Origin of the sequence: Methylomonas sp. LL1 (assembly GCF_015711015.1) — a bacterium.
GTDB lineage: Bacteria > Pseudomonadota > Gammaproteobacteria > Methylococcales > Methylomonadaceae > Methylomonas.
In genome coordinates, this window is record NZ_CP064653.1 from 2564527 (window position 1) to 2579360 (window position 14834).

The window sequence follows — 14834 nt, forward strand, 5'->3', positions numbered from 1 at the left end:
CTCAATCGTTGCCATGACCAATACCATTAAACGCGGATAATTTTGACCGGAGGTTCAAGATGAATAAGACGATAACGGCGGTATGGCCGGGGCGACCCTATCCGCGCGGCGCTTTTTGGGACGGCGAAGGGGTAAATTTTGCTATCTTTTCCGAGCATGCCGAAAAGGTCGAATTGTGCTTGTTCGATGCCAACGGCAAGAACGAAGTCCAGCGCGTCGAACTCAAGGAGCGTAGCGATTTAGTCTGGCACTGCTATCTACCCGAGGCCCGTCCCGGACTGCTTTATGGTTTTCGGGTGCATGGACCTTACCGTCCGCAAGATGGGCATCGATTCAATCCGAACAAGCTGCTGATAGAACCCTATGCAAAAGATATCGTGGGGACGCCGCTGTGGAGCGACGCCCATTTCGGTTATCGCATCGGCGCCAAGGACGACGATCTTTCTTTCAGTCGCCGCGACAATGCCAATGTGATGCCGAAGTGCCGGGTTATCGATCAGGCCTTCGCCTGGGGGAATGATCATCCCCCCGACATTCAATGGTGCGATATGGTGATTTATGAGCTGCACGTCAAAGGCTTTACCATGCAGCATCCCGATCTTTTGCCGAAGTTTCGCGGCACCTATGCCGGATTGGCTATGGACCCCGTCATCGAGCATCTGCAACGGCTAGGGGTGACGACCGTTGAGCTGATGCCGGTGCATGCTTTTCTCGATGATCGCCATCTGGTCGAGCGCGGCGCGCGCAATTACTGGGGCTATAACTCCATAGGCTTTCTGGCCCCGGATTCCCGTTATTCGGCCAGCGGCCAGGTCAGCGAATTTAAAACCATGGTAAAGACTCTGCATAAGGCAGGTATCGAGGTGATTCTGGATGTGGTTTACAACCATACCGCCGAAGGCAATCAACTGGGGCCGACACTATCCTTCCGGGGTATCGACAATGCGTCCTACTATCGCCTGGCGGGTGATAATCCACGCTATTATGTAGACTACACCGGCTGTGGCAATACCCTGGACATGCAAGAATCCTGCGTGCTGCAGTTAATGATGGACAGCCTGCGTTATTGGGTGTTGGAAATGCATGTAGACGGCTTCCGTTTCGATCTGGCGTCCTCGCTGGCAAGAGAATTACACGACGTGAACCAGCTTGGCACCTTCTTCAATACCATCCGTCAGGATCCGGTGCTGAGCACCATCAAGCTGATTGCCGAACCCTGGGATCTGGGCGAGGGTGGCTATCAAGTCGGAAATTTCCCGCTGGGCTGGTCGGAATGGAACGATAAGTATCGCGATTGTATTCGTGCCTACTGGAAAGGCGATGAAGGTTTGATCGGGGAGCTGGCGCAACGCTTGACCGGATCCAGCGACCTGTACGAACGCAGTGGGCGGACTCATGCCAGCATCAATTTCCTCACCGCCCACGACGGCTTTACCTTGCATGACCTGGTGACCTACAACGACAAGCACAACGAGGCCAATCAAGAAGGCAATTCCGGTACCGACAATAACCATTGCTGGAATTGCGGCGTCGAGGGAGAAACCAACGATCCGGCGATCAACGCCTTGCGTGCCCGGCAAAAGCGCAATCTTCTTGCTACGCTGCTGTTTTCGCAAGGGGTTCCGATGCTGCAGGCAGGCGACGAGCTGGGGCGCACCCAGCTGGGTAATAACAATGCCTATTGTCAGGATAATGCGATTAGCTGGCTGTCGTGGGAACTGAAGAAACAGGATAAGGAGTTGCTTGCCTTCACTCGGCGTATCATCAGCCTGCGCAACCAGCACCCTTTGTTTCGGCGACGTTATTTTTTTCAGGGAAGCCCCCATTACGGCGGCGAGATAAAAGATATCATCTGGCTCAATTCCGATGGCTCCGAAACCAGAGATGACGACTGGGATCAGCCGTCTTCGCATTGTCTGGGCCTTTATTTTGAAGGCGGCAAACTGATCGAAACCGACGGCCGCGGACGGCGTTTACAAGACAATAATCTGTTGTTGCTGCTGAATGCTTATCATGAGGAGATCGCATTTATGTTGCCGCAATTCGAGGATCATGAGTATTGGGAAGTGCTGCTCGACACCCGGGATGCCATCGGTACGCCCAATGTTACTCGTTACAAGACAGAGCAAGCTTATCCGTTGGGCGGACGCTCGCTAGTGTTGCTGAAACAGGCGTAGACCGCATGAAACGCGTGCATGACATGCCGTTTGGGTTGAGGATGTGCGGACATGAAAAATAATGTGAAGCGCTTTATTGAGAATATTACCGCCCAACATGCTAAAGCCGGCCAGACGCAATCTCGACAAAACGGCTTGCCACCGCTGCCGGAGCCGCGCATTCCATTGGCCACCTATAGGCTGCAATTCAACGGTGACTTCACTTTTAAACAGGCGCTTGAAATTATTCCCTACCTGAGAGCGCTAGGCATCTCCCACCTCTATGCCTCACCCTATCTCAAGGCGCGGCCCGGCAGCCGGCACGGCTACGACATCATCGATCACAACACACTGAATCCGGAGATAGGTTCATACCAGGAATTTGAGCAGCTTTGTGAAACCCTAGCCCGGCAAGGCATGGGACAAATCCTTGATGTGGTGCCTAATCATATGGGCGTGCTGGGCGGCGATAATGCCTGGTGGCTGGACGTGCTGGAAAACGGTCAGACCGCGGCTCATGCCGGGTTCTTTGATATTGACTGGATGCCGACCAAGGCTAAGCTGCACGGCAAGGTGCTATTACCGGTACTGGGCAAGCATTATGGTGCGGCGCTGGATAATGCCGAACTGCAACTGCGTTTTGATGCGGCACACGGTGAATTCGGTATCTATTATTACGATCACCACTTTCCGGTGGATCCGGCGGAATACCCGCATATTCTGGCGTTTCGCATGGACACCTTGAGCGCTCGCTTAGGGGAAAGCAATCGGTTATTGATGGAATACCAGAGTCTGGTGACCGCGTTCCACAATCTGCCGTCTCGCAGTGAGAAATCATCTGAGCGTCAGCTTGAACGCCGGCGCGACAAGGAAGTGCATAAGCGCCAACTAGCCGGCCTCGTTGCTTATTCCGCCGATATCGCCGGGTTTCTGGAAGAGAACGTGCGCGTCTTTAACGGTAAGGCCGGGGAACCGGCCAGTTTCGATCGTCTCCATCATTTGATCGAGGCGCAAGCATACCGGCTGGCATTCTGGCGGGTAGCCTCGGATGAGATTAATTACCGGCGGTTTTTCGACATCAACGATCTGGCCGGCTTACGCATGGAGAACGACGAGGTCTTCGATGCGACCCATCAGTTATTGTTGCGGCTAGTTCAGGAAGGCAAACTGGATGGCTTGCGTCTGGACCATCCTGATGGTTTGTACGATCCGGAAGCGTATTTTTGCAAGCTGGTCGAACATTGTAACCATGTCGGGCGCGCACCTTATCTGGTGGTCGAAAAAATACTGGCGGCAGACGAAGATTTACGCGGTAGCTGGCCGGTGCACGGCACGACGGGTTATGAATTTACCAATCTACTTAACGGGCTATTTGTCGATACCAGCGCCGCCGAACGCATGCAACGCGCCTATCACAGCTTCATCGGCGAGCATGTCGATTTCGACGATCTGCTCTACCGTTCCAAGAAGCTGATCATGAAGTCCGCGCTGTCGGGAGAATTGAATGTGTTGGCCAACCTGCTGTCGAAAATCGCCGAAGCCGACCGCCATACCTGCGATTACACGTTGAACGGATTGCGTACGGCCTTGGCGGAAATCGTTGCCTGCTTCCCGGTTTATCGTGGCTACATCAGCGCCCGAGAAGTAACACAGGAAGATCTTAGTAATATAGAACAGGCCGCCCTAGCGGCAAAACGTCGAAGCACGACAGCAGATGCCAGCATTTTCGAGTTTGTGCGAGATGTACTCACGCTCGCGGCAGCAGATGGCAAATCACCTGCGTACACTGAACAAGTGCTGGCGTTTTCCATGAAATTCCAGCAATTCACCAGTCCGGTTATGGCGAAAGGGTTGGAGGACACCGGCTCCTATATCTATCACCGCTTGCTGTCGCTTAATGAAGTCGGTGGTGATCCACGGCGATTCGGCGTGACACGCAGCGCATTTCACCGCGCCAATCAGCTGCGCGCAGAGCGTAGCCCACATTCAATGTTGGCCACTTCCAGTCATGACAGCAAACGCAGTGAGGATGTGCGCGCCCGTCTCAATGTGTTGTCTGAAATACCGGCGGCTTGGCGATTGGCGCTACGACGCTGGGGCCGCGCCAATCAAAATATTAAAGGCATGGTGGATGGTATGGCGGTTCCCACCCTCAACGATGAATATTTCATCTATCAGACCTTGCTGGGGGTTTGGCCGCTAGGAGAGCCCGACGCCAATGAAATGGCGCGATTCACGGTTCGGGTCAAGGAATATCTGGTTAAGGCCGTGCGCGAAGCCAAGGTATATACCAGCTGGATAAACCCCAATACAGCCTATGAAGATGCTGTCACGGCCTTTGCCGATGCACTGATCAATGCGCCGCCAGACAGTGCGTTTCTGACGGACTTCCGGCCTTTTCAGCGGCGGATCGCTAGGCTCGGGATGTTTAATAGCTTGTCGCAGACATTGATCAAGCTCACCGTGCCGGGTGTGCCGGATATTTATCAAGGCTGCGAATGTTGGGATTTCAGCCTGGTGGACCCCGACAACCGGCGGCCGGTTGATTTCGGCTACCGGCAAACACGGCTGGATGGATTACAAACGCTCGTCACGCAGGAATCGCATCAACGTATTGCTGGTGTAAGAGCGTTATGTGAGACGCTGGAAGACGGCCGGGCCAAACTGTTGATTGTTTGGCTGGCGCTGGCGTTGCGAAAACGCTGGCCGGACGTGTTTCAGCAAGGAAGCTATTTGCTGCTGGCAGTCAAGGGAGAACAAGCCGCTCATCTATGCGCCTATGCACGCAGATTCGGTGAGCGCACCGTCATCACAGTAGCACCGCGTTTCTTCGTGCGGTTGCTGGGAGATGCCGAAATGCTGCCTCTGGGAGAAAAGGTTTGGAAGCATACATCGGTGGAACTGCCTTCTAGTCTGGGCGATAAGCAATATACCTGTGTCTTCACCGGGAAGGTTCTGAAACATCAGAAGCGGCAATCTCGTTGGCATATGCCCGTCGCACAAATTCTGGCGGAATTTCCGGTGGGGCTGATTATCGGTGAGAACGTGGCATCCTGATTTGAATTATTAGTGGCTTACTTGGAGCAACAATCATGAGCGAACAGAGTGCTACCGAATTAGTCCATGGCCGCCGATTTCCGATAGGGGCGGAGCGAGTGCCCGGAAAGGGTGTGCATTTTCGTGTTTGGGCACCTGAAAAAAAGACAGTGAAACTGGTCATGAATGCTCAGGGTAAAGATGCTGATCCTCAGACCGAGATTGAACTGCAAAGTGAGGGCAACGGTTATTTTTCGATCATGTCGCCGGATGCCTGCGCAGGAAGCTTGTACCGCTATTTGCTGGATGATGACCCGCAACCCTACCCTGATCCCGCCTCGCGTTTTCAACCTCAGGGTCCGCAAGGACCGTCGCAAGTGGTCGATGCTTTAAGCTTCGAATGGACGGACGCCGCCTGGCCGGGAATTGAAGCCCATGGGCAGGTCATTTATGAAATGCATATCGGCACGTTTACGCATGAAGGCAATTGGCTCGCCGCGGCCAAAGAATTGCCCGAGCTGGCGGCATTGGGCGTGACGGTGTTGGAAATCATGCCGGTGGCCGATTTTCCGGGGCGGTACGGCTGGGGATATGATGGTGTCAATTGGTTCGCGCCGACACGGCTTTATGGAACTCCGGACGAATTTCGTTATTTCGTTGACCAGGCCCATGCCGTGGGTCTCGGCGTTGTTCTGGATGTGGTGTTCAATCATTTGGGCCCGGATGGCAATTATCTATCCAAATTCTCCAGCGATTACTTTACGACGCGCTACCGGTGCGATTGGGGTGATCCGCTAAATTTTGACGGGCCGAACTCAGGCGCCGTGCGTGAGTACGTACTCGCCAATAGTGCGTATTGGATCAAAGAGTTCCACCTTGACGGCCTACGGCTTGATGCAACCCAGCAAATTTTCGACAGCTCCGCGGAAAATATTATTGCAGCCATCGTGCAGGCAGTGCGTAGCGCCGGGACTCCGCGCAAGACCTTTATCGTCGGCGAGAATGAGCCGCAGGATGCAAAATTGTTTTTGCCTTCCGAACGCGGAGGCTTCGGCCTGGACGCTTTATGGAACGACGATTTCCACCATACCGCGATGGTAGCGATGACAGGGCGCGCCGATGCTTACTACAGCGATTACCGAGGTGTCGCTCAGGAGTTTATATCCACGTTCAAGCGAGGTTTTCTTTATCAAGGTCAATGGTACTCATGGCAAAACAAAACACGCGGAACCCCAGGTCTGGATATGCCGCCGACCAAATTCGTCAACTTCATCCAAAATCACGATCAATTGGCTAATTCCGGCAGTGGCAAACGTGTCCACTCAATGACCAGCCCTAACCGCTACCGGGCTTTGACAACCCTATTCCTATTGGCGCCACAAACACCCATGTTGTTTCAAGGCCAGGAGTTTGCCGCCAGCAGTCCGTTCTTTTATTTTGCCGACCATAAAGATGAAATTGCCCATTTGGTGGAGCGCGGGCGCTCTGATTTTCTGGCCCAGTTTCGTGCCTTGGCAACACCCGAGATGCAGGCCAGACTACCCGATCCGGGTGACCCGCAAACCTTTACCGCTTCAAAATTGGACTTGAATGAACGCAATCAGCATCAGGAAGAATATGCCCTGCACCGCGATTTGTTAAGCCTGCGCCGGAACGATCCGGTATTTCAGGCCAGCCAGCAAAGCCACCGTATCGATGGTGCTGTATTAAGCCAGGATGCATGGGTAATACGTTTTTTCGGGGAGAACTCGGGTGATGACCGGCTATTATTGGTTAACCTGAGCCGTGATCTTCGTCTGGTTCCGGCACCGGAACCGCTGTTGGCGCCGCCGAAGGATTGTGTCTGGGATGCGATGTGGTTCAGCGACGATCCTCGTTACGGTGGCACGGGCATGCCGCGCTGGCCCCTGAAAGGTCTGTGGTATCTTCAAGGCGAATCCGCCGTTGTGCTACAGCCTATTAACCAAGCAAAGGATGGTGTTGATCATGAACAATGATATCGATATTCGAACCCATTGGACTGGGGACCCTGCCGAACAGGAAGAGTTGCTGACACGCGAATGGTTAGTCACCAACGGTCTTGGCGGTTATGCCTCCGGAACCCTATCGGGTGTGCCCACCCGCCGTTTCCACAGCCTTTTAACCGCCGCGCTCTCCGACCCTCGAGGCCGCTTCGTGATGCTCAATCAACTCAGCGAGCTGGTTCAGTTTCCCGATGGCAGCAGCCAAAAAATAGGCGGCATCGAATTGGCGGACGGATCGATCGATCTACAAGGCATGTCCAGTCTGCGCGAATTTCGCCTGGAATCCGGCTTGCCGGTATGGCGCTACGAACTGGCAGGCCATGTGATTGAAAAATGGATCATGATGCCTTACATGAGCAATACGGTTCTGGTGCGGTATCGCCTGGTTTCAGGAACAGGTCCGATACGGCTCAAGATTCGTTTAGCCGTGCATTTTCGTCGTCATGAGGCTTCTTTGGCCGAAGGCTTCCCGATGGATTCCTACGATCTTAAAGCTTCCGCCGGACGTCTTGAAATTCATGGGTTTTCAATTCCTCCCCTGCGGCTTTATGTCGATGGCGAGAACCCGGCATTCACGATTGAAACCAAACGCTTTAGCGACATTCTTTACCGTATAGAAGGACAAAGAGGCTACGAAGCCCAGGGTAATCTGTGGAGCCCCGGTTATTTTCGCGTTGACCTTGCCGCCGGTAAAGACGTCACCTTGATAGCGTCTGCGGAAAGCCGGGAAAGCACCCTGGCGCTGTCGCCTGTGGAGACCTTTCAGACCGAACTGGACCGGCGTCGACGGTTGCTGGAAGCGGCGCGTCCGGAATTGGCTAAAGGCTTGGCTGCGCAGCTGGTGCTGGCGGCCGATCAATTTATTATCGCGCCGGTTGAAAGAGGGACCGAAACGTCTCGTATCTGTGCAACCGGCGGTGATGTGCGGACCATCATTGCCGGTTATCATTGGTTTACCGATTGGGGACGGGACACGATGATCAGCCTCGAAGGCCTGACGCTAACGACAGGGCGACATACCGAGGCGGGACACATTCTGCGTACTTTTGCCCATCATCTGCGGGACGGCCTGATTCCCAACCTGTTTCCGGAAGGTGAAAGCGAGGGGGTGTATTACACCGCCGATGCGACGCTGTGGTTTTTCCATGCGCTGGATCGTTATCTCGAGCATACCGGAGACCGGGATTTGCTCAAGGAGTTGCTGCCCAAGCTATTGAATATCATCGAACATCACATTCACGGCACCCTCTTCGGTATCCATTGCGATCCTGCTGACGGTCTGCTGTTCCAGGGCGATCCACGTTACGCGTTGACCTGGATGGATGCCAAATTAGGCGATTGGGTGGTTACGCCGCGTCGCGGCAAAGCGGTTGAAATCAACGCCTTGTGGTACAACGCGTTGCGCCTGATGGAAAAATGGCTGCGGGAGGAAAACTCAAGCTCAAGTTCGATCGAGTTTGCAAAGCGCGCCGATGTCACCCGCCTTAGCTTCAATCAACGCTTTTGGAATCAAGAAACGGGTCACCTGTACGATGTGGTCGACGGTGAAAACGGTCAAGACGACCCGGCGTGTCGGCCCAATCAATTGTTCACTTTATCGCTATCCCATCCGGTATTGGATCAAACGCATTGGCAATCGGTATTTCAGACTATCAAAGATCAACTGTTGACGCCGGTGGGCCTTAGAACCTTGTCCCCGGATCATCCCGACTATAAATCCCATTACCGTGGCGACCTTCGCGCCCGCGATGCCTCTTATCATCAAGGCACGGTCTGGCCCTGGCTGCTGGGCCCCTACATTGATGCCTGGTTACGCGTTTATCCCGAGCAACGAAAAGACGCGCGCGACTATCTGGATCAACTATTGGAAAGACATTTGCATGAGGCCTGTATCGGCTCCGTCAGCGAAGTTTTCGATGCCGAAAGCTTATTCACCCCGCGAGGCTGTATCGCTCAGGCATGGAGCGTGGCTGAGCTCCTTCGGGCCTGGGTCAAGGTCGCTGAAAACCCAAAGATGGTTAACTAAAATTGGTTAGACGGGAAACTAGCCCCAGTCTCTACATCATTGGTGGGCGGAGCTAGACGTTTACGAGTAATGTTTGACACCGCACCGACACAACGTAGAAATCTCAGTAACTTATCACTATCGATCGCTTGGCAGGTGACAACTGAAGCCAAGCGATCATGTCAAATTTTCACGAACGTCCGTTAACGCCAGTATCGGATTTTGGGTTGAAAAACTATACCCATACAGAATCACGCTGGCTTTCTTCACTTAGGAGTATCCCATGCATCAACATTCCCAATCCGAACATGCCACGCAAGCCTGTATAGAGGCGTGCAGCAGTTGCCATCAGATTTGCCTACAAACCGCCATGAACCACTGTCTGGAAACGGGGGGTAAACATGTCAAAGCCAAACATTTGCGACTGATGATGAACTGTGCCGAAATCTGTCAGGCTTCGGCTAATTTTCAGCTGACCGGCTCGCATTTTCTGCCCCGTCTTCACGAACTTTGTGCGGAGATCTGCGAGGCCTGCGCGGCCGAATGCGATGAGATCGGCGATATGAACGACTGTGTCGTCGCCTGTCAGAAATGCGCCGACAGTTGCCGGCAAATGCTCAGTACTCAGCATTAAGCGCTTTAACTTCCACCATCATGTTACCTATTGCCAGGCATGCACTGTCAATCACGGCGATGGCGCTCATGCTGTCGGCATGCGGCGAATCGGCACAGTTGCCGATTTCGGCCGGCATTGGTCTTAATCCTCAACTGCCGCCACCCAATCCAACCTGGATTCCAACGATCAACATCGCTCAGGTTGTGGGCTGGCCGGCCAATACTAAACCCATACCGGCATCTGGCATGAGGGTCAACGCCTTTGCCGGCAATCTCGACCATCCGCGTTGGCTCTACGTTCTACCGAATGGTGATGTTCTGGTGGCCGAGACCAATGCTCCGCAGCGGCCCGACGATGGGGCTGGCATCAAAGGCTGGTTAATGAAATGGGCAATGAACAAGGCTGGAGCCGGCATGCCAAGCGCCAATCGCATTACCTTGCTGCGCGATAGCGATGGCGACGGCGTGGCTGAAACGCGAACGGTGTTCATTGAGGAGCTCAACTCGCCGTTCGGCATGGCGTTGGTAGGCGACAATTTCTACGTGGCCAACACGGATGCACTGATAAAGTTTCACTATAACGACGGCGAAACTCATATCGCTGAACCTGGCATCAAGGTACTGGATTTACCGGCAGGTCCCATCAATCACCACTGGACTAAAAACCTGTTGGCCAGTCGCGATGGCACACGGCTCTATGTGACGGTGGGATCGAACAGTAATGTCGGCGAAAATGGTATCGATCAGGAGTTAGAACGTGCCGCCATCTGGGAAGTCGATCCGCGGAACAGCAGTTACCGGGTGTACGCGTCCGGCCTGCGCAATCCCAATGGGCTTGCCTGGGAGCCGGAGGGCGGCGCACTTTGGACGGTGGTCAATGAGCGCGATGAAATCGGTAGTGATCTGGTACCGGATTATCTGACTTCGGTTCCCGAAGGTAGTTTCTTTGGCTGGCCTTACAGCTACTACGGCCAGCATCCGGATCAACGCGTACAGCCTCAACGTCCCGATCTGGTGGCAACAGCCAAGGTGCCGGACTACGCACTTGGGCCGCATACGGCCTCACTCGGCCTGGTTTATTCCCACAACGCCAATTGGCCCACGCCGTTCAATAACGGGGTTTTCATCGGCCAGCACGGTTCGTGGAATCGTGAGCCTCGCAGTGGTTACCGGGTCATCTTCGTGCCTTTCCAGGCAGGCAAACCCAGCGGAGAACCCATCGATATCCTGAGCGGTTTTATTAGCGCAGACGATGAAGCCTACGGTAGGCCGGTGGGTGTCGCGCTCGATAAACGGGCAGCATTGTTGGTGGCTGATGACGGTGGCAACACCATTTGGCGGGTCACAGCTTTGGTCCCTAAACAGTAAAACAACCTTTACGCTGACAGGTTTACGCCCCCTATTCAAGCCATTTTGGCATTCAAATTCACCGCAAACAGGAGACATCAATGTCCAGCGCCGGTTATCAGGAACCTATAGAAATCCTATCCAAAGAAACACGCGATATGCACCGCGCCCTTGTATCGCTGATGGAGGAATTGGACGCCATCGATAATTACAACCAACGTGCCAATGTTTGTACGGATGCGCCGCTCAAGGCCATTTTCGAACACAATCGGGACGAAGAAAAGGAACACGCCGCGATGCTGCTGGAGTGGATTCGGCGGCAGGATTCCAGCTTTTCCAACAAACTCAACCTCTACTTGTTTTCTGACAAACCCATTGCACATTCAAATGTAGCGGAACAAACCCAAACCGGAGGCACAATATGAGCACCATCAACACCCAAGACGGCACAGAGATTTACTACAAGGATTGGGGCTCCGGACAACCCGTTGTATTCAGCCATGGCTGGCCGCTGACCGCCGATGCCTGGGAAAGCCAAATGGTCTATCTGGTATCCCATGGCTTTCGTTGCATTGCTCATGATAGACGCGGTCACGGCCGCTCCAGTCAGACGTGGCTGGGAAACGATATGGAAACCTATGCCGATGATCTGTCTGAACTGATCGAAATATTAGACCTGAACAATGTGACTTTGGTGGGACATTCGACCGGTGGTGGCGAGGTAGCTCGCTATATTGGCCGTCATGGCTGCCGGCGAATTGCCAAAGCGGTGTTGATGGGCTCGGTTTCACCGCTGATGCTGAAGACAGAAGCGAATCCCGGTGGTCTGCCCATCGAGACCTTTGACACCATCCGCGCGGGGGTAGCTGCCGACCGGTCGCAATTTTTCAAGGATCTCACCACACCTTTTTACGGTGCCAACAGACCCGACGCCACTATCAGTCAGGGTGTCCGCGATGCGTTCTGGTTTCAGGCTATGCAGGGTGGACTCAAAAACCAGCTTGACTGCATTAGGGCCTTTTCCGAGACCGATTTCACGGATGACCTGAAGAAATTCGAGATACCGACCTTGATTATCCACGGCGACGACGACCAGATTGTACCCATCGCCACCACGGCACTTGCTACACCCAAATTCATCCAAAATGCGACCTTGAAGATTTATCCTGGAGGCCCGCATGGTTTGGCCGACACACATAAAGATCAACTGAATAAAGACTTGTTGGCATTTCTCAATGCCTGAATACATGAGATGTGCGGGGCTGCTGCCAAGGCCTATAGAGCTGGCGCCGAAAAAATTCAACAGCCCGTTAAGTGAAAGGCCTGCAACGTTTGGATGTCGGTTTTCAGGACGGCATTACTGTCATAATGGAACCGGGGAAAATAAAAGAAACACTGCAGATGGCCGCCTGATTCAGATCAACTTTACACCCGATTTGACTATTTCTCGTGTAAAAACACTAGGACTAATCAAGATAGATTTAAATCCAGAAAACTCACTGAACGGCTGAATTGCCAATGCGTCCTTGCACAGGCTTATATCAACTTACTTAACTTCACCTTCTCGTTTGGTTTCCATTTTCAGGTTTTGGTATTCATGCTGCTCTAGCTTGCCATCATTTCCCGCATCGACTTTGTCGAAGGTCTGCAGCAAGTAAGGGAAGTTTTGTAATTCACTTTTCGTCACGAAATGATCGCCATTGACATCGGCTTCGGCAAATGTGGGTAATTTTCCCTTGCCATCCGCTGGTTTTTTGGCAGGACTAGTTTGCGAATTTTGATTACTTGAATTTGATGTCTCGGCGTATGCAGGATTAATCACAATAGAAAGTCCAATGCCTATCAGTGCGGCTATACGGATCATATTGGGCGCCAAACTGGTATTGTTAGATGGTTTTGTAGTGTGTTTTTTTATATTCATAGTAATTTACCTTGATAAGTAATAATCGGATTTTTTGAAATGCTTTAAAAAAGCATTTTTTACTTGTCTTGCATTTTAATTAGACTTTATAAAAAATAACTCTATCTATAATTTTGAAATATACTTTTTGGTATTGGCTTTGCATCATATTTTTAAGCCTAGATAATTAGTTTATGCCAACACAACTGTAATCTACATCAACCATTCGCGTCGGTTCGGTGGCGTACATAATTATTTTTTTCAAATTGCTGCGCTTTTAGGAAATCTGAATAATTCAGTTAAGTGCTTAGCAACAAATCACCATGCATTAGAATAGCGGGATGTTAAATGCTGCGAAAGCGATGGGATGAGCGTAAAACCGATTGAATTGAGCGGAAGCAACTGCTGCCGATTATAAAGAAGGGTACGATTGGCGAGAACGGGAGCGTGCGCAGACTACGCAGCACTCGAAGTCGGGACATCGGGGAGCACCCTTGACCCGAGCCGGAGGAAATTGCCCTCGAACCCAGAACGAAATCGCATTCCCGATTGCCCCACTTTCAACTCCGTCGAACCGCCTGGAAAAACTGCTCCGATCTACAAGGTGATATTGCAAAACTGCTATATCACGAACGATAAAGTCAGCCATTTGCTAGATGTGTGCTCGGTAAGACTGACTTTAACCTGCCCCTAATCAAAGCTTAAGAACATTTTAAGGAAGCTTATATAGAATTTGCTGCAATTGAATAACCCGTGGAGTAATTATGAACGACTCGAATACTTTAATGAATCAATATATCAGCGAAACAAGCATCCGCCGCAGTACTTATGTCACAATTGATGGTATCGTTAAATATTGCATAACAGCTCCGCTGCTTGAACTGCCGCTCGATTTTAAGGAATGGTACAAACCAACGCAGAGTAACACCACCCAACTTTATCCGATGTAACTCTGGCCTCACAGGAGTTACTTCTGAACCATCAATTTCACAACTCAGAATCTTTCCATGCTTACGCAATTCTGGAATAGTAACTACTGAAGATCAATAATCAAGCTGAAAAAAGATACGCTCATCTGACCGTAAGCGGTCTATCAACAAGATCACTTCAATATCCACGATGGCATTAAAAATTTTAAAACTTATTAAACAATTAAATTACATCCCTTTTTGGAGTTAAGCATGAGAAAAAATAATGTATCAACAATGTTGATGGTTTCCGCATTAGCTACTGGTTGTGCATCCATGAGTGGCTGGCGACCGATTGTCGATCCTCGCATGGACCAACATCCAGAAACCGTTCAGCGCGACATGGTGGAGTGTAAAGCGCTGGCCGATCAAGCATCGGATATCACGAAAGAAGTCGCGATGGGCGCAGGTGTTGGTGCCGTAACTGGTGCAGCTGGTGGTGCTGCTGTTGGCGCTATAGCGGGTAGTGCTGCAACAGGTGCCGCAGGTGGCGCTATTTTGGCCATTCCCGCTGGATTGTGGAAAGGTTATGAAGCAAACGAGGACTTTAAGCGAGCATTTAAAACATGCATGCGTCAACGCGGCCATACACTGGTCAACTAAAGGTATAGGTAATTCACCCCGGTGACAAACACGTGTCGACTCATATTACGGTTATATAGCCAGGCTTGGGGAATTGTGTTGAACAAATGCTGGCGAGGCGTTCTTGCGCCTTGACAGCAGACTGTCGTATTGCGCGATACTCTAGTTTTTTAAAGATATGATTTTTTTCGACACATGACT

The 14834-nt window shown here is 52.0% G+C and carries 12 protein-coding genes; 11 read left to right on the forward strand and 1 reads right to left on the reverse strand.

The genetic code is table 11. From position 1 onward, the window contains the following. Positions 1-59: 59 nt before the first annotated feature. The 9 genes from glgX to IVG45_RS11960 all read left to right on the forward strand — a co-directional run bounded on the left by glgX (position 60) and on the right by IVG45_RS11960 (position 12694). Positions 60-2177 (forward strand): glycogen debranching protein GlgX, encoded by a 2118-nt coding sequence (glgX, locus tag IVG45_RS11920; protein ID WP_196434056.1) that lies wholly within the window; start codon positions 60-62, stop codon positions 2175-2177. Between the two features lie 51 nt (positions 2178-2228). Further along, positions 2229-5213: a malto-oligosyltrehalose synthase gene (gene treY, locus IVG45_RS11925; protein ID WP_196434057.1), complete on the forward strand. Its 2985-nt coding sequence runs from the start codon at positions 2229-2231 to the stop codon at positions 5211-5213. Positions 5214-5248: 35 nt separating this feature from the next. Further along, entirely contained in the window at positions 5249-7189 is a 1941-nt protein-coding gene (gene treZ / locus IVG45_RS11930; RefSeq protein WP_196434058.1) for a malto-oligosyltrehalose trehalohydrolase, read from the forward strand. Beyond that, entirely contained in the window at positions 7179-9242 is a 2064-nt protein-coding gene (locus tag IVG45_RS11935; protein ID WP_196434059.1) for an amylo-alpha-1,6-glucosidase, read from the forward strand. The genes treZ and IVG45_RS11935 overlap by 11 nt, the downstream gene beginning before the upstream one ends. A gap of 262 nt (positions 9243-9504) precedes the next feature. Beyond that, entirely contained in the window at positions 9505-9855 is a 351-nt protein-coding gene (locus IVG45_RS11940) for a four-helix bundle copper-binding protein (protein WP_196434060.1), read from the forward strand. A gap of 68 nt (positions 9856-9923) precedes the next feature. Then, a complete protein-coding gene (locus IVG45_RS11945; RefSeq protein WP_230874557.1) occupies positions 9924-11204 on the forward strand; it encodes a PQQ-dependent sugar dehydrogenase in 1281 nt (426 codons plus the stop codon). An 80-nt stretch (positions 11205-11284) separates the two neighbouring features. Beyond that, complete coding sequence (locus IVG45_RS11950; protein ID WP_196434061.1) at positions 11285-11608, forward strand: ferritin family protein; 324 nt, start codon at positions 11285-11287, stop codon at positions 11606-11608. Next, a complete protein-coding gene (locus IVG45_RS11955; protein WP_196434062.1) occupies positions 11605-12426 on the forward strand; it encodes an alpha/beta fold hydrolase in 822 nt (273 codons plus the stop codon). The genes IVG45_RS11950 and IVG45_RS11955 overlap by 4 nt, the downstream gene beginning before the upstream one ends. Further along, positions 12419-12694 (forward strand): hypothetical protein, encoded by a 276-nt coding sequence (locus tag IVG45_RS11960; RefSeq protein ID WP_196434063.1) that lies wholly within the window; start codon positions 12419-12421, stop codon positions 12692-12694. Before IVG45_RS11955 ends, IVG45_RS11960 begins: the two co-directional genes overlap by 8 nt. A 35-nt stretch (positions 12695-12729) precedes the next feature. Here the strand turns inward: IVG45_RS11960 and IVG45_RS11965 are convergent, their stop codons facing one another. After that, entirely contained in the window at positions 12730-13104 is a 375-nt protein-coding gene (locus tag IVG45_RS11965; protein ID WP_196434064.1) for an EF-hand domain-containing protein, read from the reverse strand. Between the two features lie 743 nt (positions 13105-13847). Here IVG45_RS11965 and IVG45_RS11970 point away from each other — a divergent pair. Together IVG45_RS11970 and IVG45_RS11975 are read left to right on the forward strand one after the other, a co-directional pair. Then, positions 13848-14033, forward strand: coding sequence for a hypothetical protein (locus IVG45_RS11970; RefSeq protein WP_196434065.1), 186 nt, complete (start codon positions 13848-13850; stop codon positions 14031-14033). A 231-nt stretch (positions 14034-14264) separates the two neighbouring features. Then, a complete protein-coding gene (locus IVG45_RS11975) occupies positions 14265-14654 on the forward strand; it encodes a glycine zipper family protein (protein ID WP_196434066.1) in 390 nt (129 codons plus the stop codon). Positions 14655-14834: the final 180 nt, after the last annotated feature.